This is a genomic window from Bacillus sanguinis (assembly GCF_018332475.1).
GTDB classification, from domain to species: Bacteria; Bacillota; Bacilli; order Bacillales; family Bacillaceae_G; genus Bacillus_A; species Bacillus_A sanguinis.
In genome coordinates, this window is record NZ_BOQB01000078.1 from 1 (window position 1) to 22,872 (window position 22,872).

Annotated in this window: 20 protein-coding genes, 2 tRNA genes and 1 pseudogene; 3 read left to right on the forward strand and 20 right to left on the reverse strand. The window is 36.4% G+C overall.

Going from position 1 to position 22,872, the window contains the following annotated elements; all coding sequences use genetic code 11:
* The first annotated feature begins 40 nt into the window (after positions 1–40).
* Positions 41–457 (forward strand): organic hydroperoxide resistance protein, encoded by a 417-nt coding sequence (locus KI369_RS10470; RefSeq protein WP_000359781.1) that lies wholly within the window; start codon positions 41–43, stop codon positions 455–457.
* Between the two features lie 36 nt (positions 458–493).
* Here KI369_RS10470 and ysxC read toward each other — a convergent pair whose 3' ends face one another.
* The 7 genes from ysxC to KI369_RS10505 all read right to left on the reverse strand — a co-directional run bounded on the left by ysxC (position 494) and on the right by KI369_RS10505 (position 9,933).
* Positions 494–1,090 carry a ribosome biogenesis GTP-binding protein YsxC gene (ysxC, locus tag KI369_RS10475; RefSeq protein WP_144612374.1) on the reverse strand — a complete coding sequence of 199 codons (597 nt, stop codon included), beginning with the start codon at positions 1,088–1,090 and terminating at the stop codon, positions 494–496.
* Entirely contained in the window at positions 1,087–3,417 is a 2,331-nt protein-coding gene (lon, locus tag KI369_RS10480; RefSeq protein WP_212955905.1) for an endopeptidase La, read from the reverse strand. Before lon ends, ysxC begins: the two co-directional genes overlap by 4 nt.
* 183 nt (positions 3,418–3,600) lie before the next feature.
* A complete protein-coding gene (gene lonB / locus KI369_RS10485) occupies positions 3,601–5,271 on the reverse strand; it encodes an ATP-dependent protease LonB (protein ID WP_063224858.1) in 1,671 nt (556 codons plus the stop codon).
* 106 nt (positions 5,272–5,377) lie between these two features.
* Positions 5,378–6,637 carry an ATP-dependent protease ATP-binding subunit ClpX gene (clpX, locus tag KI369_RS10490; RefSeq protein ID WP_048531476.1) on the reverse strand — a complete coding sequence of 420 codons (1,260 nt, stop codon included), beginning with the start codon at positions 6,635–6,637 and terminating at the stop codon, positions 5,378–5,380.
* A 264-nt stretch (positions 6,638–6,901) separates the two neighbouring features.
* Entirely contained in the window at positions 6,902–8,179 is a 1,278-nt protein-coding gene (gene tig, locus KI369_RS10495; RefSeq protein ID WP_212955906.1) for a trigger factor, read from the reverse strand.
* Between the two features lie 309 nt (positions 8,180–8,488).
* The gene (locus KI369_RS10500; protein WP_212955907.1) at positions 8,489–9,487 is read right to left on the reverse strand and encodes a hypothetical protein; all 999 of its coding nucleotides are present in this window, start codon (positions 9,485–9,487) and stop codon (positions 8,489–8,491) included.
* A 197-nt stretch (positions 9,488–9,684) separates the two neighbouring features.
* Positions 9,685–9,933 carry a hypothetical protein gene (locus KI369_RS10505; RefSeq protein ID WP_060632422.1) on the reverse strand — a complete coding sequence of 83 codons (249 nt, stop codon included), beginning with the start codon at positions 9,931–9,933 and terminating at the stop codon, positions 9,685–9,687.
* Positions 9,934–10,407: 474 nt separating this feature from the next.
* On the opposite strand from KI369_RS10505, the gene KI369_RS10510 reads away from it, so the two are divergent.
* Complete coding sequence (locus KI369_RS10510; RefSeq protein ID WP_000473869.1) at positions 10,408–11,022, forward strand: PH domain-containing protein; 615 nt, start codon at positions 10,408–10,410, stop codon at positions 11,020–11,022.
* A 94-nt stretch (positions 11,023–11,116) separates the two neighbouring features.
* Here KI369_RS10510 and KI369_RS10515 read toward each other — a convergent pair whose 3' ends face one another.
* The 9 genes from KI369_RS10515 to KI369_RS10555 form a co-directional block, all read right to left on the reverse strand.
* Positions 11,117–11,317: a hypothetical protein gene (locus KI369_RS10515; RefSeq protein ID WP_000090056.1), complete on the reverse strand. Its 201-nt coding sequence runs from the start codon at positions 11,315–11,317 to the stop codon at positions 11,117–11,119.
* A 412-nt stretch (positions 11,318–11,729) separates the two neighbouring features.
* Positions 11,730–11,803: transfer RNA gene (locus tag KI369_RS10520), tRNA-Arg, on the reverse strand.
* Position 11,804: 1 nt separating this feature from the next.
* A tRNA-Gly gene (locus KI369_RS10525) sits at positions 11,805–11,878 on the reverse strand.
* Between the two features lie 109 nt (positions 11,879–11,987).
* A complete protein-coding gene (locus KI369_RS10530) occupies positions 11,988–12,491 on the reverse strand; it encodes a metallophosphoesterase (RefSeq protein WP_212955908.1) in 504 nt (167 codons plus the stop codon).
* 13 nt (positions 12,492–12,504) lie between these two features.
* A complete protein-coding gene (locus tag KI369_RS10535; protein ID WP_212955909.1) occupies positions 12,505–13,113 on the reverse strand; it encodes an XTP/dITP diphosphatase in 609 nt (202 codons plus the stop codon).
* A gap of 11 nt (positions 13,114–13,124) precedes the next feature.
* The gene (rph, locus tag KI369_RS10540) at positions 13,125–13,862 is read right to left on the reverse strand and encodes a ribonuclease PH (RefSeq protein WP_212955910.1); all 738 of its coding nucleotides are present in this window, start codon (positions 13,860–13,862) and stop codon (positions 13,125–13,127) included.
* Between the two features lie 128 nt (positions 13,863–13,990).
* The gene (gene gerM / locus KI369_RS10545; protein WP_212955911.1) at positions 13,991–15,040 is read right to left on the reverse strand and encodes a GerMN domain-containing protein; all 1,050 of its coding nucleotides are present in this window, start codon (positions 15,038–15,040) and stop codon (positions 13,991–13,993) included.
* Positions 15,041–15,171: 131 nt separating this feature from the next.
* Positions 15,172–15,981, reverse strand: a complete 810-nt coding sequence (gene racE, locus KI369_RS10550) for a glutamate racemase (protein WP_212955912.1) — start codon at positions 15,979–15,981, stop codon at positions 15,172–15,174.
* A 213-nt stretch (positions 15,982–16,194) separates the two neighbouring features.
* Positions 16,195–17,517 (reverse strand): MFS transporter, encoded by a 1,323-nt coding sequence (locus KI369_RS10555; protein ID WP_238484910.1) that lies wholly within the window; start codon positions 17,515–17,517, stop codon positions 16,195–16,197.
* A gap of 361 nt (positions 17,518–17,878) precedes the next feature.
* Here KI369_RS10555 and KI369_RS10560 point away from each other — a divergent pair, with 361 nt between their 5' ends.
* Positions 17,879–18,562 (forward strand): type 1 glutamine amidotransferase domain-containing protein, encoded by a 684-nt coding sequence (locus tag KI369_RS10560; RefSeq protein ID WP_212955913.1) that lies wholly within the window; start codon positions 17,879–17,881, stop codon positions 18,560–18,562.
* Between the two features lie 49 nt (positions 18,563–18,611).
* On the opposite strand, the gene KI369_RS10565 is transcribed toward KI369_RS10560, so the two are convergent.
* The 4 genes and pseudogenes from KI369_RS10565 to KI369_RS10580 form a co-directional block, all read right to left on the reverse strand.
* Positions 18,612–19,250, reverse strand: a complete 639-nt coding sequence (locus KI369_RS10565) for a TetR/AcrR family transcriptional regulator (protein WP_212955914.1) — start codon at positions 19,248–19,250, stop codon at positions 18,612–18,614.
* A 155-nt stretch (positions 19,251–19,405) separates the two neighbouring features.
* Positions 19,406–20,068 carry a type 1 glutamine amidotransferase domain-containing protein gene (locus KI369_RS10570; protein ID WP_212955915.1) on the reverse strand — a complete coding sequence of 221 codons (663 nt, stop codon included), beginning with the start codon at positions 20,066–20,068 and terminating at the stop codon, positions 19,406–19,408.
* A gap of 105 nt (positions 20,069–20,173) precedes the next feature.
* Positions 20,174–20,260: pseudogene (gene gerE / locus KI369_RS10575) on the reverse strand (spore germination transcription factor GerE); the annotation flags it as partial.
* Positions 20,261–20,327: 67 nt separating this feature from the next.
* Positions 20,328–22,872 (reverse strand): ornithine cyclodeaminase (locus tag KI369_RS10580; RefSeq protein ID WP_238484911.1); only part of this gene is annotated, 2,545 nt, incomplete at its 5' end.

Consider the following 22,872-nt stretch of genomic DNA (forward strand, 5'->3'; position numbering starts at 1 on the left):
AAACAATGAAAACAATAAATGATAGAAAAGGGGAATAAATATGGATAAATTATATACTGCTTCAGTAACTGCTACAGGCGGAAGAAATGGAAAAGTCGTTTCAGATGATGGCATATTAAATCTTGATGTAAAAATGCCAAAAGCACTAGGTGGTGCAGGCGGAGAGGCAACAAACCCAGAACAACTATTTGCTGCTGGTTATGCCGCTTGTTTTGATAGTGCATTACAACTTGTCATTCGTACAAAACGTGTGAAAGTAGAAAGTACAGAAGTAACTGCTCACGTTTCTATCGGAAAAGATACAGATGGTGGTTTTGGCCTATCTGCTGTACTTGATGTACACGTTGCTGGCGTTTCACATAGCGAAGCACAAGAACTTGTAGAAGCCGCTCACGGTGTATGTCCTTATTCGAAAGCAACGAGAGGAAATATTGAGGTTACATTAAACGTAAGATAAAAAAATTTAGTAAATAAAAAAAACGCGCGACATTCGTCACGCGTTTTTTGTTTTTGTCATTCTATGAATGGCCTTCCACGCTTCTTCTTTTCCAAGTCCTGTTTCAGAAGAGAATAGAACAATTTCATCGCCAATTTCAACAGCAAGCGTTTCTTTTACAACTTTTAAATGCTTTTGCCATTTCCCTTTCGGAATTTTATCAGCTTTCGTCGCAATAATAATTGTTGGGATTTCATAATGCTTTAAGAAATCATACATCATCACGTCATCGCTTGTTGGTTTGTGACGTAAATCAACTACTAATACAGCTGCGTCCAATTGCTCACGCGTTGTAAAGTAAGTTTCAATCATCTTGCCCCATGCTGCGCGTTCTGATTTAGATACTTTCGCATACCCATAACCTGGAACGTCAACAAAATGCATCATCTCATTGATTAAGAAAAAGTTCAACGTTTGCGTTTTCCCTGGTTTAGAAGAAATACGTACTAACTTTTTACGATTTAAAATTTTATTAATAAAGGAAGACTTCCCGACATTTGAACGACCTGCTAATGCAATTTCTGGTAAATCACTGTCTGGATATTGTTCTGGTTTAACAGCACTAATTACAATATCTGCTTTTGTTACTTTCATTGTTTCACTCCTACTAATGCGTGCTCCAATACTTCATCTAAATGAGATGCAAGCACAAACGTAAGGTTTTCTTTTACGCTTTCTGGAATATCATCTAAATCTTTCTCGTTTTCTGCTGGCAAAATAATTTTTGTTAAGCCTGCGCGGTGAGCACTTAATGTTTTTTCTTTTAAACCACCAATTGGTAATACACGACCACGAAGTGTAATTTCACCTGTCATCCCCACTTCTTTACTTACAGGAATACCTGTTAGTGCAGAAATAAGTGCCGTTGCCATCGTAATACCTGCTGACGGTCCATCTTTTGGAACTGCTCCTTCTGGAACATGAATATGAATATCATTTTTCTCATGGAAATTCGGATCGATCTGAAGTTCTTCTGCACGAGAACGAATATAGCTAAACGCTGCTTGTGCGGATTCTTTCATAACATCCCCCAGTTTCCCTGTTAAAATTAATTTCCCTTTACCTGGTGCTACAGACACTTCAATTGCAAGTGTATCGCCGCCTGCTGCTGTATATGCTAACCCTGTTGCCATACCAACTTGGTCTGTTTTCTCAGCTTGCCCATAACGGAATATGTGCTTACCAAGTAAATCAACAATGTTTTTCTCTGTTACTACAATACGCTTGCGTTCTGCTGTAACGATAATTTTTGCTGCTTTACGACAAACTTTTGCAATTTGACGCTCTAATGTACGTACACCAGCCTCACGTGTATAATAACGAATAATTTCAAGAAGTGCTTCATCACGTACTTGTAAATTACCTTTTCGTAAGCCATGCTCTTTTAATTGTTTCGGCAATAAATGTTCACGGGCAATGTGAACTTTTTCAAGTTCTGTATAGCCAGCAATCGAAATAATTTCCATACGGTCAAGCAACGGACCTGGAATACTTGAAAGTGTATTCGCAGTTGCTACAAACATAACTTTCGATAGATTATACGGTTCTTCAATGTAATGATCACTGAAGTTATGATTTTGTTCTGGGTCTAACACTTCAAGTAATGCTGCTGATGGATCTCCACGGAAATCGTTAGACATTTTATCAATCTCATCTAATAAAAAGACTGGATTAACTGTTTTCGCCTTTTTCATACCTTGAATAATGCGTCCTGGCATTGCTCCAACGTACGTACGACGGTGACCACGTATTTCAGATTCATCACGTACACCACCAAGAGATACACGGACAAAATTACGATTTAATGATGTTGCAATCGAACGCGCTAACGAAGTTTTCCCGACTCCAGGAGGTCCTACTAAGCAAAGGATAGGTCCTTTTAATGAATTCGTTAACTTCTGTACAGCTAAATATTCAAGTACGCGCTCTTTCACTTTCTCAAGACCGTAATGATCTTTGTTTAAAATCTCTTCCGAATGAGCAAGATCAATCATATCTTCTGTTGCTTCTGTCCACGGAAGTGCTAATAACCAGTCCATATAATTGCGAATAACACCGCTCTCCGCAGAACTTGCTGGTAACTTTTCATAACGGTCTAATTCTTTCAGTGCAGCCTTCATTGTTTCTTCAGGCATTCCTGACTGTTCAATTTTCTCACGAAGTTCTTCAACTTCCCCGCCCTTACCTTCTTTATCGCCAAGTTCAGTTTGAATCGCCTTCATTTGCTCACGTAAGAAATATTCTTTTTGCGTGCGCTCCATTGAACGTTTCACTTTTTGTCCAATTTTCTTTTCTAAACTAAGTAACTCTTGTTCATCTTGAATAATTGAAATAAGTGTATGTAATCGTTCCTTCACAGATACAATCTCTAAGATTTCTTGTTTCTGCTTCGTTTTGATCGGCAAGTGAGAAGCAATTAAATCAGCTAATCTTCCTGGCTCTTCTACATCAGCTACCGTTGCAAATGTTTCATTTGAAACTTTTTTCGAAACTTTAATATATTGTTCGAAATGCTCGAGTAATGTACGCATAAGAGCTTTCTCTTCTAGATCATCTTCCACTTCTTCCGTTACCGTTTTGATAGAAACTTGCACTACATTTTCTTCTTCGATAAACTCTACTACTTCAGCTCTATGTAAACCTTCTACAAGGACACGAAGCGTACCGTTCGGCAATTTTAACATTTGCTTCACTTTCGCCACTGTACCTACACTATATATGTCATCTTCTTTCGGATCATCGATATTCATTTCTTTTTGCATCGCTAAAAAGATGATATTTTCATCCATTGCCGCCTGCTCTAGTGCTTGTATCGATTTATCACGTCCTACATCAAGATGCAGAACCATCGTTGGATATACGAGAACGCCTCTTAATGGTAGGAGGGGTACGATTCTTTCATTCGTATTCATACTAGACATAGCACCTCCATAATAAATTAAACTCCTGTTCAACTATTTTATATTACAATACATCTAGATGCAATTGCAGAGATTTTCCGCAATTGTAAATCCCTCGTTTTTCTCCCTTAGAAAAAGGAAAAAAGACTCCGCTTAAGCATACAAACTTAAACGAAGTCTGGCAAATTTTATTATCGCTCATTCTCACATTGATTGCGCATCTGTCTCGTCCACAGCAGTATGTATATCAAGCTCTCGATGCATGTTTTCCTGCATAAATGTTAGCTCAAATACCTCATTTAACTTACGAACAGGAATGATTTCAATTCCTTTTATTGTGTACAAAAACGGTTGCATGTTTTCAGCAGGAATGATGACTTTCTTAGCACCTGCTTTTTTCGCGGCTTTTATTTTTGCATACACACCACCAATAGGTTTCACTTCCCCGTGTATACTTATCTCACCAGTCATCGCTACTTCATTGTTCACATACGTACGATGCACTGCTGAATATACACCTGTTGCCATAGCAATACCTGCCGAAGGCCCATCAATTGGAATACCACCTGGAAAGTTAATATGTATATCGTATCCTTCTGGCAACACATCTAGAGAACGAAGTACTGTTAATACATTATCTACAGAACCTTTCGCCATACTTTTACGGCGAATTGATTTCGTTTGACTACCAATACTTTCCTCTTCAACAATTCCGGTAACATTTACCGATCCTTTATCTTTCGCCTTGATTGCTGTTACTTCAATTTCTAATAACGCGCCTGTATTTGGTCCGTATACAGCAAGTCCATTTACAAGACCGATTCTCGGAATAGGATAAATACGTTTTTCATACTTCGGTGTAAGCTGACTAGAGTGAACAACCCACTCAATATCTTCATCTTTAATGAAAGAGCGTTCCTCATTTATTGCCATACCAGCAGAAATTTGTACAAGATTAATCGCTTCTCGTCCATTTCTCGCATACATCCCAATCATTTCAATACCATTTTCACCGATTTGCATTTCCACTTTGTCAGCTGCATTCTTCGCTACTTTTTGAATCTCTTCTGTATCTAACTCACGGAAAAACACTTCTAAACAGCGCGACCGAATAGCAGGAGGAATCTCCTCTGGTGAACGTGTCGTCGCCCCAACTAAGCGAAAATCCGCTGGTAAACCTTTTTGAAAAATGTCATGTATATACGTTGGAATCATCGTATTCTCTTCACTGTAGTAAGCACTTTCCAAAAACACTTTTCGATCTTCTAACACCTTTAACATTTTGTTCATTTGAATCGGATGTAGTTCACCAATCTCATCAATAAACAAAATACCACCGTGTGCATCTGTTACCGCACCTTTTTTCGGTTGCGGAATACCTGCTTGCCCCATCGCACCAGCACCTTGATAAATTGGATCATGCACCGAACCGATTAAAGGATCTGCAATACCACGTTCATCAAACCTTGCTGTCGTCGCATCCAGTTCAATAAATGTTGCATTTGTGCGAAATGGAGATTTTGGATTTCGTTTCGCTTCTTCTAATACGAGACGTGCTGCCGCTGTCTTTCCGACACCTGGTGGACCATATATAATTACATGTTGCGGGTTCGGACCACAAAGAGCCGCTTTTAACGACTTAATCCCGTCCTCTTGCCCTACAATATCTAAAAAGGATGTAGGACGCACCTTTTCCGCAAGCGGCTCTGTTAAAGAAATCTCGCGCATTTTACGAAGCTGTTCTAATTCTTTTTTCGATTCTCGATCGATTGAAACTTTTTGTGTTCGCTGATTTCGAAGTAAATGCCAAAAATACAATCCGACAATTACACCAAAAACAAGTTGAACAAGTAAAAATATATTTGTCCAGCTCATCATTTATTTCCTCCCGCAATGTTTTATCTCTTAGTATTTCCGCGGAGGAACATAGCTAAACATAAAGAAAAACAGCAATTATAAAAATTGCTGTTTCTCCTTCGCATTATGCAGATGTTTTTGTATCAAGTACAGTACCGTCTTGTAACACCAATTTTGGCGCTGCATTATCCGCTACTGTTTCTTTTGTAAGAACACACTTCTCGATATCTTTACGAGATGGAAGTTCGAACATTACTTCAAGCATTAAGCCTTCAATAATAGAACGAAGTCCACGAGCACCTGTTTTACGTTCAATTGCTTTTTTCGCAATTTCAATTAGTGCGCCTTCTTCAAACTCTAACTCAACATCGTCAAGCTCCAATAGTTTTTGGAATTGCTTAACAAGTGCATTTTTCGGTTTCGTTAAAATATCAACAAGAGCATCTTCATCAAGCGGCTCTAGGTTCGCAATAACTGGAAGACGACCGATAAACTCTGGAATCAAACCAAATCTTAAAAGGTCCTCTGGTAATACGTGAGATAAAACATGCTTCTCATTTACATCAGCATTTTTCTTCTCAGAACCAAATCCAATTACTTTTTCACCAAGACGACGTTTAATAATTGGCTCGATGCCATCAAACGCTCCACCACAGATGAATAAGATATTCGTTGTATCAATTTGAATAAACTCTTGGTGTGGATGCTTACGACCACCTTGAGGTGGAACGCTTGCTACAGTACCTTCTAAAATTTTCAGAAGTGCCTGCTGCACACCTTCACCAGATACATCACGTGTAATTGATGGATTTTCGGACTTACGTGCCACTTTATCAATCTCATCAATATAAATGATTCCTTTTTCCGCTTTCTCTACATCATAATCAGCTGCTTGGATTAACTTTAGTAAGATGTTTTCTACATCTTCCCCAACATATCCAGCTTCAGTTAAAGATGTTGCGTCCGCGATTGCAAATGGAACATTTAAAATACGCGCTAACGTTTGTGCCAGTAATGTTTTACCACTACCTGTTGGCCCGATAAGTGCGATATTACTCTTCGCTAATTCTACATCATCAATTTTGCTGTTAGAATTAATGCGTTTGTAATGGTTATATACCGCTACCGCTAGTGCTTTTTTCGCGTTATCTTGTCCGATGACATACTCATCTAAGATTTCACGAATTTCTACCGGTTTCGGTACATCTTTGAATTCTACTTCTTCGTCTTTCGCAAGCTCCTCTTGTACAATTTCAGTACAAAGTTCGATACACTCGTCACAAATGTAAACACCTGGACCTGCAACTAACTTTCGAACTTGCGTTTGTGTTTTACCACAGAAAGAACATTTTAATTGCCCTTTTTCATCATTAAATTTAAACATATTTTCACACCCCTTACAAAGTGCTAACCTCTTGCCTTCGTATGTACACGATAAATGTATCGTATGTAAATACATATTATGTCACTACGTGGCGAGAAATACAAATAATATGACTAGTTATGTACAAATAAAAAGTTTTTAAAACTTTTGAAATATGTATATTCGACTCATTAAGGAAGTTTTCCTTCTTCATCGAAAAGTTTTATAAATATATTTCTATATTTATAAAACAAGGCACGATTAAAATCGCGCCTTGTTATTTTATTATGCAGCGTTTTCTACTAAGAAATCTACAGCTTTACGCACTTTAAGATCTTCAGCTAAAGCGTCTACGCTTCCAAGAGCTTGCTTGATAGCGTCTACTGGCATACCGTACATTTCAGCCATTTTTTCAACTTCTGCAGTTACTTCTTCTTCAGTAACTTCGATGTTTTCAGCTTCAATGATAGCTTCAAGAACAAGGTTGATTCGTACGCGTTTTTGAGCGTCTTCTTTCATTTGCTCTTTTAATTTGTCAGCGTCAGTACCTGTGAATTGGTAGTAAAGCTCAAGGTTCATACCTTGTTGGCTTAAACGTTGCTCGAATTCACGAACCATACGATCTAACTCAGTGTCGATCATAGCTTCTGGAATTTCGATTTCAGCGTTAGCAGCAGCTAATTCTACTACTTCGTCACGTACTTTGTGCTCAGCTTCGTGCTTTTTGCCTTCTTCTAAGTTTGTACGAAGTTTTGCTTTTAATTCATCAAGAGTGGCAACCGCTTCGTCTGCTTCTTTAGCGAACTCGTCGTTTAACTCAGGAAGTTCTTTTGTTTTGATTTCGTGAATTGTTACTTTGAATGTTGCTGGTTTGCCAGCTAATTCAGCAGCGTGGTACTCTTCTGGGAATGATACTTCAACGTCTTTAGAATCACCAGATTTAAGACCAATTACTTGCTCTTCGAAACCTGGGATGAAAGTACCAGAACCGATTGCTAGAGAGTAGTTTTCGCCTTTTCCGCCTTCAAATGCTTCGCCATCAACGAAACCTTCGAAGTCGATTACAGCTGTATCACCGTTTTCAACAGTTCCTTCTTCTTTAACAACTAGTTCAGCTTGACGCTCTTGTAAAGATTTTAATTCGTTCTCTACATCTTCGTCAGTTACAGTTGTTTCAACTTTTTCTACTGCTAAACCTTTGTATTCACCTAATTTAACTTCAGGCTTCACTGTAACTTTTGCAGTGAAGATAAGGTTAGCATTTTTTTCGAACTTCTCGATGTCGATTTCAGGATGATCAACTGGGAAGATACCAGCTTCATCAATCGCTTCACCGTATGCTTTTGGTAAGATAATATCTAAAGCATCTTGGTATAAAGATTCGATACCAAAGCGTTGTTCGAATAACGGACGAGGCATTTTTCCTTTACGGAAACCTGGTACGTTGATTGTTTTTACTACTTTTTTGAACGCAGCGTCGATAGAGTTGTTTACTTCTTTAGCATCAACTTCGATTGTTAAAACGCCTACGTTACCTTCTAATTTTTCCCATTTTGCAGCCATTTATTCTTTCCCTCCAACTATAATAATGTATGCACATACCTCTATAGATTAAGATCTTCATTATCTCTTTTTTGAAATAACAAAAGTACAAATAATCCTCTAGCAAAAGCTTTCAGATATAATGTTCCTATCTACTAATTGCCTAAAAGACAACTACGGTATATTTTGTTCGAGAATAATATGAAACATATTAAGTAAGAGAATTACACTTCTCTTCTCTTACAAACAGGCAGATTTCTGCCTTTTGCAACCCTTACATTATAACATAGAATATGCTCGTTTCAAGAACCGAACGATTCTTTTTCATAATTATACGGGCAAATATCCTTCTCTTTCAACACGTAATAACCATTGATAGGCAATATGAAACTCTTCTAATTCAATATTATACGCTGTCATAAGCTCTTCTTCATCAATAGGCAATCCGAAACGCTTTCTTCCAATTCTCTCTAAAACAGCAGCCCAAATCTCCACTTTATCCATTAATAGAGCAAACGGGAAAACGCTAATTCGCAATTCTTTCCAATATGTAACCATCGCATCAAATATATCGGGATAATTTTGCTCTAATCGACTTGATAATGTATGTATAATGTTATCGGATTGCTCCTCATTATGACCTGTAAATGCTGGAATTACCTTGATCGTATTCCCAAACTTTTCTACCTCTATCTCTTCTTCTATTTGATTTTCTATCATTTTATACAAAATAGAAGTTTTCAAATAAGGGTGCTGTTTTTCGTCTATTAAAAATTTCTTTAAAATAGGTAATGCAAGATCCAAGTCTTTTAACGAAAGTTGCTGAATCGCTCTTAGCTTTTGTCCAAAGTTTTCTCCAAACATTTCATTCGTAAACTCATCTAATTCAAAATTCGAATCGACTAGTGACGTATCTACTTCATTTAACATACCTTCTGCAAATAAAGCGAGTTGTGCTAATTTTTCCTTTTGCTCAGGCATTACATCTTTCGTTTGCAACACTTTTTCAACGGTTTCAATAACACCTTCATAATCATTCGTTTGAACTAAAATTGTCACATATGTTTCCAGAATATCACCAAATAATACAGCTCCCGTTTCAAGTAACTGTTCACATTTGTCTTTCGCTTCTTCCATATGCTTTAACTCTAACAAACAAATAACAGAAGCGAGTTCCGTTTGTTCCGTTTCTGCATTATACTGACGTAATATTTCAAAACAGCGCAATGCATCTTCGAATTTCCGCTCTTTCAGTGCTAAAAATCCTTCATCAATATATCGCTCTGATAGTTGCGGAAACAATACGACCGTATTTTCTTTTTTATCCATACGTCCGCCTCTTTTTCTAGATTTTAATTATCTTTAAAGTAAATATATCAAATGAGTAATGAGAACACAACATCCCAAAACCATTTGTTTGAAATATGAAAATATTTAATTTTTATATTTCAATATAAACAAATCCTTACCAAAAATTAAAAATGTACAAATAAAAACCCTCAGCAACGAAAGCAGAGGATTCATCATTATTGGAAAGCTTTTATAATAGTGGGGTATATAACAAGGGTAATAATTTGGAGAACAATAATTGCCATAACAATCATGCTAAAATAGAAGATTGGTTTACTTCGCTTCATTAAAAACATAATAATAAGCATCGTACAAGCAAACAAACTTAAGAAGAACAAACTCGTTGTCGAACTAAGTATACCACTCGGGACAAAGAACAATAATACTACACTACAAGTACCTATAATTCCAAATAACCATTCCATTCATTCACTCATTCCCTTTCCCTCTCATGGCAGTTTTTTTACTAAGCGATTAAATGTTTTACAACATCAACTACATACGTTAATTTCTCATACGCTACAAATCCAAAAGCAACTGTTAAACCCGTTACGATTAATCCCTTCATCATTTCTTCCTCCTCGTTTTATCGTTGTTACCTTCATTATAGAGGATTAGCAATTTGTTACCATCGAACTTCCTTACAGTTACCTTACAGAATTGTAAGATTTCAAAAAAGGGATAAAAAACAACTTATATCACTTGAGGGGACTTCATGGAATTTCTCTATAATCACTTGCAAAATCAGCTTTTTTCTCAGCATCTTTTTACATATTTTTAAATAACATTCGTTATTTTTCTCAACTTACCTTCAAATGTTTTTAATTATAAGAAAACACTTCATTGAAATCGTGTTAATATATTTTTGTACAATTAAGAATTTAAAAGGGGGATTATATATGTTTAAAAAAATGGCTGCAGATGTATTAGGACTAAGCGATGTAGGATCTGTCATTACACCGAAAGATTACGATAAAGTTGATGCTGATGATTATGTGATGCATGAAGACGGGGAGAAAATTTACTTTCTAATTAAATCAAAATCAGATGAATATTGTTTCACAAACAAAGGATTAATCCACCTAGATGGCACAAGCGCAACAAGTAAAAAACGTACGCTACGCCGCTTTAGCTACAGTAAATATCAAATTAAAAACGTAGCACTTGAAACTGCAGGAACAATTGATTTAGATGTAGAAATTAAGTTTCAAATGGGAGATGAGCATTATTCAATTGATGTTCATAAAAAACATATTGAAGAATTAAAAGATTTATATAAAGCTTTACTTAAAATCGAAGAAATCTCATACGACAACGATATTACATTGCAGTATGCACATAAAAGTCTAGATATGGCCTCTAACGCTTTTAGCCGCATTTCAAACGCACAAGTAAATTTAGCAGAGCAGTTTAAAGAAATGAACGAGATCGCCTTTAACTGGCTCGTTGATACGAAGAAACAATATAATGTGAAAGATTATGGTTTTGTCTTTGAGAAGTTTATTAATAATTAATTTAAAACAAACAAAAAACCTTGTTATCAAAAGATAACAAGGTTTTCTTAGCACCCCAGAAGAGATTCGAACTCCTGACCCGCCCATTTCCGTACTATTTTATATATTTTGATCGCAGTCTTAATATATCTTCCTCTTCGCGAATGCCTGCCGATCCCTTCCTCACATTTTTTACGACAGTCCAATTCGGGTTAGTTTCATCACCGATGTTCTGTATTGTAAAGTTGCCGTCACCATATTTACGTTGACCTTCTGCCAATTTCTCCGTTAAATCATTCTCTTTTGCTCTCGCCATCTTTGCGCCATCTCCCTTTTTTATACAACCTTCTTAAACTGTCCAACCAATCACACGTCCAGTCACAATTGGAGATTCTCGTTTTCCGCTTCTATTAATTGTAACACACTGCCGGGGATAAGTTCCGACAACGGATGCTCAATCGTACTAGAATAGTAAAAAGTTTTATAACATTGTAAGTGATTAATTAGGGGCATCTGGATATGAATTCGAGTTCCATCATAAACCTATTGATTCTTTAAATTAAATAAGAGGAATAGGGCGCATAAATGGCGCTCTTTTCTTAATGTACTTCAATCCATAATAAATAATAATTATCATATATTGCGTTATATTTTACACTTCTTGCACATACATCAATTTGTAGACAAACAAAAAACCTTGTTATCAAAAGATAACAAGGTTTTTTTAGCGTCCCAGGAGAGATTCGAACTCCCGACCGTACGCTTAGAAGGCGTATGCTCTATCCGGCTGAGCTACTGGGACATGGAGCGGGTGAAGAGAATCGAACTCTCGACCAGAGCTTGGAAGGCTCTTGTTTTACCACTAAACTACACCCGCATATGTTATTTTATTTTTCTTCGTTAGCGCTGTTGCCCTATCGACAATATTTATTATATGTATAACCATACATAAAGTCAACACCTTTTTTAAAAGAGGATAATTTTTATTATCCTCTTTTAAAAACTGCTTGTTCAACTAGCTGTCCGTCTAGTGTTTCAAAACGAACTTCCATTTGATTTTCATCCATTTCTAATAAGGCAAATGTCTTTTCTACACGCTGACGCGGTAATAAAATACTGCCTGGATTAATAAATAAAACGCCGTCGATTAATTCCGCACCTAATACGTGAGAGTGTCCGAAGCATGCAACTTGCGCCCCTACCTCTTCTGCACGGTACGCTAATGTTTGTAATGTCATTTTTACGTTATGACGATGTCCGTGCACAACTACGAAACGAATGCCATCTACATCAGTTACAATTTCATCTTGAAAGTTAGCATAATCACAATTCCCTTTTACAACATGGAAACCTTGCAGCTCTTCATGAGCAGGCGTTAGCTCTGAATCACCGCAATGAATCATGATATCTACTTTCCCTTCATATTTCGCTTTTAACTGCTGTAATTCCTTCACAGAGCTATGACTATCGCTTACGATTAAAGCCTTCATCAATCTCTCTCCCTTATTCTCCTAAAAACCATTCAGGGATTTTTTCTTCTAGCTTACGTAGAGCACGTCCACGGTGACTAATGGCATTCTTCTCATCTGAACTTAGTTCCGCCATCGATTTTTTATATTCTTCCACATAAAAAATCGGATCATATCCAAAACCGTTTTCCCCGCGGCGCTGTTCTAAAATATATCCTTCGCACGTCCCGTTTACAATGACAGGCTTTTTATCACCTTCAGGGAAAGCAACCGCTAATGCACAGTAGAAGCGAGCTTTACGCTTATCAAACGCTACGTCATTTAATTCTTGTAAAACCTTATCAATATTCGCTTGATCATCTTTCGGCTCTCCAGCAAAACGAGCTGAATACACGCCTGGTTTCCCGTTTAAAGCATCTACAATAAGACCTGAATCATCCGCAATTACGATTGCATTCAACTGTCTACTCAAACTATCCGCTTTTAATATCGCATTTTCTTCAAATGTTTCACCAGTTTCTTCGACTTCTTCAATATGAGGAAAATCGTGTAATGATTTCACTTCTAAATCAAATCGCTCAAATAACTCAGCAAATTCACGTACTTTCCCCATATTTTGTGTCGCTACAACAACTTGTTTCATATTTTCCACCTCTACTCTATATGAGATACGATGTCACCTAACGCTTCTTTTTGCATGTCAATCAGTTGGAAAATACCTTGTTCCGCAGCATCAAGTAATTCATTTAACTGCGCTCTGCTAAACGTCGCTTCTTCTCCAGTTCCTTGCACTTCAACAAACTGACCTTTTCCAGTCATAATCACATTCATATCAACGTCTGCTTTAGAATCTTCTACGTAGTTTAAATCTAAAACAACACCTTGTTCTTCAACAATTCCTACTGACGTTGCTGCTAAATAATCTTTTACTGGAATTTTAGATACTTTTTCTGCTTGTAATAACTTCTCGAAAGCTAATACCATTGCTACATATGCACCTGTAATAGAAGCAGTTCTCGTTCCACCATCCGCTTGAATAACATCACAATCAATCCAAACCGTTCTCTCACCAAGTGCTTCTAAGTCAACTACTGCACGTAATGCTCGTCCAATTAAGCGTTGGATTTCCATTGTACGCCCTGTTACTTTTCCTTTACTTGATTCCCTAATTGTACGTTGTTCTGTCGCACGTGGAATCATCGCATATTCAGCTGTTATCCAGCCCTTTCCTTCTCCACGTAAAAACGGCGGGACACGCTCTTCAATTGTCGCTGAGCAAATTACCTTTGTATCCCCAACCTCAATTAATACTGATCCTTCTGGATGTTTTAAATAATTCGTATGAATATGTATATGGCGTAATTCTGTTTTCTCTCTACCATCTACTCGCATAAAAATAACCTCCTCATAACTACTTGTTAGTATAGCCAAATTTAAATGTATGATATGTATACAATAAAATAAGAGGAACCCAAAAAGCAATTCCTCTTTCTTACTTAAGTATATCAAATTATCGACGATTAAAAACTACCTGTATTCACGTTTTCTGGACGATCTACAGGTTTTATTAACTTTCCGCCCTTTTCATCTATAAGATTTGCTTTACCATTTACTTCAATAGAAACGCTTTTCACGCCTTTCTTTTCTGTTAAAGATAAAACTAACGACTTCAATACGTAATTTGAAACCATATTTTTATCTGGGTTTATAAATATATTTTCATTAAAGTTTAATGTAAGATTTCCATCTTGTAATTTCGGATTCGTAATGAGCTTAACTCCTGGATTAAAATCATTTAGAAGCGATTGATGAATCGGCCCTTTTACAAGTTCATCTATAATTGCTGCATAATCATTTTCTTTTCCTTCTACAACGCGGCGTGTTACCGGTACGTAGTATTGCTGTTTATTATTATTTTGTGCCATAAAATAAAGTGTAACTGGTTTTGTATTTGTTACATCCGCTACCTGTTCATCATCGAAGTTGATACCGTTCGCACGGCTCACCCCTTCTCCAAGCGGCGTACCACCAACAGGCATCTTCGCCAATTTCTCACCATTTATTTGGAACTGCACTTGTTTTATTTCTTTAAATTGCGTCAACGTCCACGCTATTGACTCAACAATTTGACGCTCTTCTTCTTTTGCATAGTTTTTCATTTCTTGTGAGAAATCAATGACTGCCGTCCCATCTTTTTTCAAATTTAGGGTCATCGACGTATTCGCTGGAATGACTGCACGGAACCCATTCGGTAATAAATTCGTTACCGGCCCATCTTTCACAAGGTACTCTAACGTTTGCTGAATAACCTCATTTGCTTTCGGAGTAGGTACAGCTAACGTTTGCGGTACAACATAGCCATTTTTATCAACAAGGTATAGTTCTCTATTCACCGTTTGTCCTTGCTTATCTTTCTTAGATACTTCTTTCTTTCCACCCTCTGTATACGTAACTTGTTTTGGCGGATCAATTTGTTCCGTTGCTTTCTCTTGATTTATAAAGCCACACCCTGTTAGTAAAACAGCGCTCACAGTAGCACCAACAACCCATTTAAAAGTGGATTTAGGCATGCCATTCCCCCCTAAAATCTAAGTTTGTACTATTATGTATACGAGCTGTTTCTCTTTTTAGAACAAGCTGTGCTCCCTATAAACAAAAAAACTCCTGATTTCTCAGGAGTTCACTTACATGGATTCTACTATTATTCTTTTTCTAAATGAATATGTTTCACATTTTCAATCGGTTGACCGAACCATTTTGATGCAATTTCTTTAAATAGACCTATTTTTCCTGTTGTTAAGAAGAGATGATCACTTTGTTCTTCTCCCTCATTCAACATTTTACTATGGTATAAAATTGTACTTACTTCACGCGCCGTTTCATCACCAGAACTAATGAGTTGCACTTTATCTCCCATTACTTGTTTAATAACAGGACCTAAAATCGGATAATGTGTACAACCTAAAATAAGCGTATCAATATCAGTATTCTTCAGCGGTTGCAACGTTTCTCTTACAACTTCGTATGCCATTTCACTTTCGAAATTTCCACTCTCTACAAGCTCAACGAAAGGCGGACACGCTAAACTTTCTACCATAACACGGTTATTAATAGACTTTAGCGCTTCTTCGTATGCACCACTTTTCACCGTCCCAATCGTTCCAATAATACCAACATGATACGTGTCTGTCACTTTTAAAGCTGTACGCGATCCTGGGTGAATAACTCCTACCACTGGAATTGGTAATTGTTTCTGCATCTCTTCTAATACAACCGCAGTTGCTGTATTACACGCAATAACTAACATTTTAATATTTAAATCTAGTAAATGCTCCGTCATTTCCCACGTAAATTGACGCACTTCTTCTCGAGAACGCGGACCATAAGGGCAACGTGCTGTATCCCCTAAATATATAATGCGCTCTTTCGGCAACTGACGAATTAATTCCTTCGCTACTGTTAAGCCACCAACTCCTGAATCGATAACACCGATTGCTCTATTCAACTTCATCACCCGTTTTCTCATTCATCATCTTATTTTATCATTATATTTTACACACTTTAAGTTCGCTCACTTAAACTGCTTCTGTATGAAAATTTTCATTTGTACCTGTATAGACTAGGACTTTTTTATTTTGCTCCTTTTTTTCATAATTTGCAAGACTGAAAAATAACCGACCTTCTATATGAAAGTCGGTTTCTTCTATTATAAATTACGTATTCATCACGCTATCTTTTTCTGAAAAGAAGACATCCCTATTAATAAGAAGAAATGAGCAGAAATTAAAATGACGATTAATACAAAATTCAAACGATAATTATTTGTAGATTCCATAATTTTGCTTGCTACAGCTGGTCCAAATGCCATACCGAAAAAATTAATTAAATTATATAAACCAAGACCGACTCCAACTTTAGCTGGATGTAATGTTTTCGGTATAAATGTGTTTAATGATACTTGAATAGCTGAGTAGCTCATAAATGTTAAAACAATAGCCACTAAAATAACTATTAAATTCCCGTTCGGAACAATCCCTAAAATTAAAAAGCCACCAATCATAATGACAGACGCTACATAAATCATATTCACATTTCCAAACGAAGGGACAATCTTTCCAGTAATAAAACTAGACACAATACCAAAGAGTGATGCAACAAACAATACAATTCCGATAACGAATGGCGAAAATCCGTGCACTCTTCCTAACAGTAATGGTAATAATAATAAACTAGCACATAACGCCACATTAATTATAAATCCGACCACTATTAAACGAAGAAATGGTTTGTTTGTAAACAGCTCAATATCAATAAATGGATACTCTGCGTTCTTCATACGAACTGTGAATAAAAATAAGAAAGCTACCGATAACACGAATAGCCAACTATTCATATTGACACCTAGTAAAACAGTCGTAATGAATGCAAATAGTAACGCCGCTCCAATATAATCAAAATGAAACGCTTCATCCGTATGTTGCATTTCTTCTGGCATAAATTTTATAAGCAAGAAAATCCCCACTACTGAAATAACCATAAATAAAAATAAATATGGCCACCCTAGTGTATTTGTAATAGCCCCTCCAACTAAAGGACCAATACCTATCGCTAATGCAATAGAAGAACTAATCATCGCTAACGCACCAGGCTTCTTAGCAGGAGCAACTAATTTTGCCACTGCAATCATACTAAGCGCAATAAACGCCGCGCCCCCACTCGCCTGCACTAATCTTGCAAAAATGACAATCGCATATGATTGATTTACAAATCCAATAATGGACCCAGCTACAAATATGATGATTGAAATAATCAATAGTTTTTTTACACTATAACGATCAGCAAGCTTCCCATATATCATCGAACCAATACCGACAAATAAGGAATAACCTACTACAACCCAACTTACTTTCGACTGGCTAATGGATAAATCATGAGCCATATCCTCTAACGCAACATTAAATAAAACCGCATTCATCGGTCCTAATAAAACGATAAAACATAATGTTAAAACAAACCATTTTGAATGGTTACTTATATCTTCCCCCATGTGTAACACCTCTCCTGATTGTAATAATTGAAAATGAAAAATGAAGTTGTTTAGCTCCTCTATCATCTCCAAACAGCTTCATCAAATGTATAAGTGTATCGCGCGACAAATTGAATTCAAAACGAAACATGTACGTTGTTCGATATTCATGGAACTATCATAGTTTCAGCACTCCAGTTTGTCAACGAAAAATATACAAAGTAAACTAATTTAGTGTTTTTAGTTTACTTTGTTTAAAAATTGTTATACACTAATTTCGAATCCGATATAAGGAGGGCTGACATGGTTATTCAAATTTGCAATTTCTAACTTAATAAAATAATAAACTTTTATATAGAAGAAACATTACAGGAGGATTATGATGAAGAAAAAAATGTTAGTTGTATTAACGAGCGTAGAAAAATATCCAAATTTAAATCGAGCGACTGGCCTTTGGCTTGGCGAAGCTGTCCATTTCGTTAAAAAGGTTGAAGAAGCTGGTTACGAAGTAGATTATGTTAGCCCACAAGGTGGTTATACACCGATTGATCCGCATAGTTTAGCAATGGCGGAGAGCATCGATTGGGAATGGTATCAAAAGAAAGAATTTATGAATCGCCTTGGTTCTACAATGAAACCGAGTGAGGTGAATTCGGAAGACTATGCTGTTATTTATTACGCAGGTGGTCACGGTGTGATTTGGGACTTCCCTGAAAATAAAGAACTCCAAATGATTAGCCGTAACATTTATGAAAATGGCGGAATCGTTTCCTCTGTTTGTCACGGAGCTGCTGGTTTATTTCATATCACATTAAGCAATGGGGAACGTTTAATTAGTGGTAAAAAAGTAACAGGATTCTCGAATGAAGAAGAGAAACTAGCTGAATTAGATCAATTTGTTCCATTTTTAACAGAAGATGAACTCATTAAAAATGGAGGACTTTACGAAAAAGCTGCGCAACCTTGGGAAGCTTTCGCTTTAGAAGATAATCGTGTTATCACTGGTCAAAACCCAGCTTCAGGTGGTCCAGTAGCTGAATTAGTATTACAACACGTAAACAAATAACAGGTAATAAAAAAGCAGGTTTTCCATTACTATAGGAAAACCTGCTTTTTTACGAAATCATTTGCAAAATAGCAATAACTTCTTTTTCAATTTCCGAATCATCAATTGCTTCTATATACTCTGGTTTAAAAAGTTGATACTTCTTTAGTTGATAAAAATCAAGTATCGCTTTCTTTAACGTAATATCGTACTGAATACAAAAAGAATGATCTATAATACGTCTTAACATCACATCATCTTGCACCATAAATAATTGTGCGTTCATTTTATTAAAGTAGCCTTGTTCCATACCGGATTCAAAAAACATTTGCAAATTATGATTACGATTTTGTTGCGCAGCGACTAGCTGATCAGATAAATGCGGATATGCCTCTTTCAAATCTTGTAAAAAGACATCAGAAATATATGTGACACATTTCAAAGAGTGGATAAACGTCCTTTGGAAACGTTCTGCAAAAGACATACTTTCATCTTGATTATCCGCATCTCCTTCAAGAAGGTAGTTCATAAAATCTTCTACCACAGCTTCAATAATCTCATCTTTTGAAGAAAAACGTTTATATAAAGTAGCTTTACTAATATCCATATACTTCGCAATTTCATCTATTTTCAATTGGCTAAAACTTGTTTTTCTAATAACGGGCTTTATTTTATTAATATAAGTGTTTGCACACGCAACTTTTCTCATTAAAAGAGCCTCCCCTTTTGTCCATACAAAATAGTATAGCAAATTCACGATTAATTATAAATGAAGTCACTATACTCAATACATCTTTTTAGTTTGAGGGGTCATTTATACTATAGAAAAATGCCCGCTACCTTTATGAGTAACGAGCACTTTTTCTATACTTTATTTACAGCTCTTCTTATAGCTTTCCCTATTTCCATGCTAGACTGTGGATTTTGCCCTGTAATTAAACGCCCATCTACTACAACATGCGGCGTGAAATTTGGAGCCACATAAAACAAAGCTCCTTCTTCTTTCAATTTACTTTCTAATAAAAACGGCACTCGCTTTTCTAAATGCACAGCTTTTTCCTCATCATTTGTATAACCTGTTATACGCTTACCGGCAACAAAAAACGAGCCATCTTTATTTTTCACACCGACTAAAGAACTTACTCCGTGACAAACAGCCGCCACAATCCGGTTATTGTTGTACATATTCTCAATCAAATTTGCAACATATGGATTACCCGGAAAATCTACAATCGCCCCGTGCCCACCACCAAATAAAACCGCATCATAATCCGAAAAATGAACCTTTGAGATCGACTTCGTATTTTGCAATAAAGAAGCGACATGCTTAAATTCACGAGGTATCCCGTTCGGAATAGACACTCTATCAATCGGTACTCTACCGCCCTTTATCGACACAATATCAACATCGAACTTAGCCCTTGTAAATACATGATAAGGAGCTGCGAGCTCTTCCAACCACAAACCAGTCGGGTGTCCATTCATATCATGAGCGCTTGTTGAAACTAACAATATCCTTTTCAACATATCCCCTCCTTACTACCTATTTATGTATGGAGTTTTCTTATCATTCATATAGCGCATGAAACAAACAAAAAAATAGCCGACTCTTTATATAAGTCGGCTGCTTTCTTATAGTTCGAGCTCTCCCATACGAAGAAGCTCAACAACTGCTTGTGAACGTCCTTTAACTCCTAGCTTTTGCATTGCGTTTGTGATGCATAGTGATTGCAAAAAGGAATTTCCCTTCTTCCCGTCTACTCACGTAAATGTTCCATAATAATTATTAAATACTATATCCTTGAATAACTTCATTTGTCTGAGCTACAAAACAACTCTCTTCAGGATAGACCAATATAGAATGATGGTAACTATTCTTGTTAAACGAATGACTTTTTAACACGTTCCCATTCTCATGTATAGCCGCGACTATTGTTTCCAAATTATTTGATACTATCCATAGATAAATGTTCTTATTTGGAACCCATATTACCCTTGATTCAAACGCTTTCGGAAGAGGACTATACCTCCATAAGACTTCACCTTGATAATTGTAACCTTTTACTTCTGCTTTTGTGACAACCACTAAGCTACTCGATCCCAATGTCACAGATTGAATACTTTCTTGTTCTTTAACTTCAAGGGTTTTCTCTAAATTCATGTTATAGAACGATACCAATCTTGTTCCTATTCGCAATACCAAATTATGTTCCGGCGTTTCATAAGCTTCATAAATAGCCGCCGAAAACTTTAATTCTATTTTACTATTTCGATTTTCCAATTCATATTTTTTCTTGTCTGTTCTTTTTAATCTGAAGTTAGGTAGACTTATATCGTTTAATCCTGCGCCGAACACATTCCGTTTTTCACTTTCAACATCGGATTCATTTATTTTTAGTCTCCACTTTCCTTTGCCGTCAATCTCGAATATACCAGAAACAGACTTCTCCCCTCTATCAGAAGCAAAATGAACAATAGCCCTGTCCTCAGAAATAAAATCTAGATTAAATCCATGAGCATCCACTTTGAATTTATCAAGTTGCTGACCATCTTTTGAATAGGTAACAATATGCCCAGGAAGATAGGTAATTTCTGATCCTGAAGGTATACTTGTAAACAAAACCTCTCCATCTAAAGATAAGAATAGCGACCACATAGATGAATATATATGATTTTCCCAAATAACATTTTCACCAAGGTCATAACATACTAATTTATGGCTCAAACGGTCTTTTTCTCTTTGTTTATCAGATAACTTTGCTAATTCATTAATTGATTTCCGCGGTCCTTCCTCAACCACGTAAACCCTTTGGTTTTTCATGTCAATAACCCGACTACCAAACCACTCTTTTTTACTCTTTATCTCCCATTTTCCCGAGAACTGCTTAGTCACAGTAATTTCAGGTGCCACCTCACTTTGAACATCAATCTTGTCTACATCCGTAAAGGCTTTAGCCTCAAAATGTTTCCATTGGTGATTTTCAGGAGCTAACCAAAAATATCCTTGATTATGAACTCCTCCATCAAAAAATACATTTTGACCAGATAAAATGAATAGTTCCATTCCAGGATGCCCTTCTGAACCTGTTATGAGGTTTCCAGTGTCTTTGTGTAGTTCATATAATCGATTATCCTCACACACAACTAAATATTTTTCTTGATTAGGAATCAATTGAATAGTGGAAGCTTGTTTTGGTAGCTGTGCTCCATAAATAAATTTCCCATCTCTGTTTAACCAGAAAGTTTCTCCAGATTGAAAAGAGACAACCAATTTATTCTCTATCCAACAGATGTATCTACCTTCATTTTTAAATGCATTAATCCACTTGAGCCTCCCACTACTATCCCAGGCAGAAACTCGTCCCTTCTCTTCTAAAATGAACACCATGTCAGTTTTGTGATCATGCGCGAAACCAGCGAATGGTGAATTAAAACTCATTCTCTCAAATCCCATAGAAAATTGAGCTGCTAATTGTTTAGCAAACATACTTATTGCTTCTTCTTCAGTTTTTGGTGGGGCAGATAATTCACGTTGAAGTTCTTCTTGTTTTTGTTGTAATTCTTTTTCTTTCAGTTCAGAAATAGCAATTCTCGCTTTTAAATTACCGTTATTGTCCAATCGATACAATCTATCCATACTTGAGACAAAAATATCGGTTGAATCCGCTGACACCTCAAGTAAATAAGGCATAAAACTAAGCTCACCAAACATCGTAGAGAGTGTTTCTTTAAAAGCAATGCCCCATTTTAGATCTCCATTAAAGTCAAAGCAATAGAGCTTACCTGGACCGTCATATGTTTCCCGGGTTCCCACTAACCAAAAATCATTACCTATCGCAAATCTAAAAGGTTGCCATTGAAACTCATATACAATAGCTCGCTTACTCTTATAATGTACAAAAGCAACCTTTTCTTTATCGTAAAGTAGAGCACCCATGTGATTCACAGCAACAGGATGCATTTTTTCTAACGCTGTTTCTTTTAAATTGATTTGTTGTACTTGCTCTTTAGTAATAATTTCAATAGTTCCGGCAGCCTCAACAATAAGTAAATCTTGATTATGATAAAGATGTCGAAATTTCCTACGAGACCTTGTTTCAAAATTTATTAATTTAGGATTTTTTTTATCTACAGAAAAAAATGAATTCCACGTGAGCTGACTATTCATTTGTAAAGGAATGGTTGAAATTGGTCGAATTGTACCTTTATCAACAAAATCATAGTATTTATTTTGTTTAACCCTTCCTAAATGGCGCTCTGAATTTACCATTGGCTCATTATTAGGTTCCTTAGCAGCTGGATTAGAAAATAACTTCTTTATTGTATTGAAT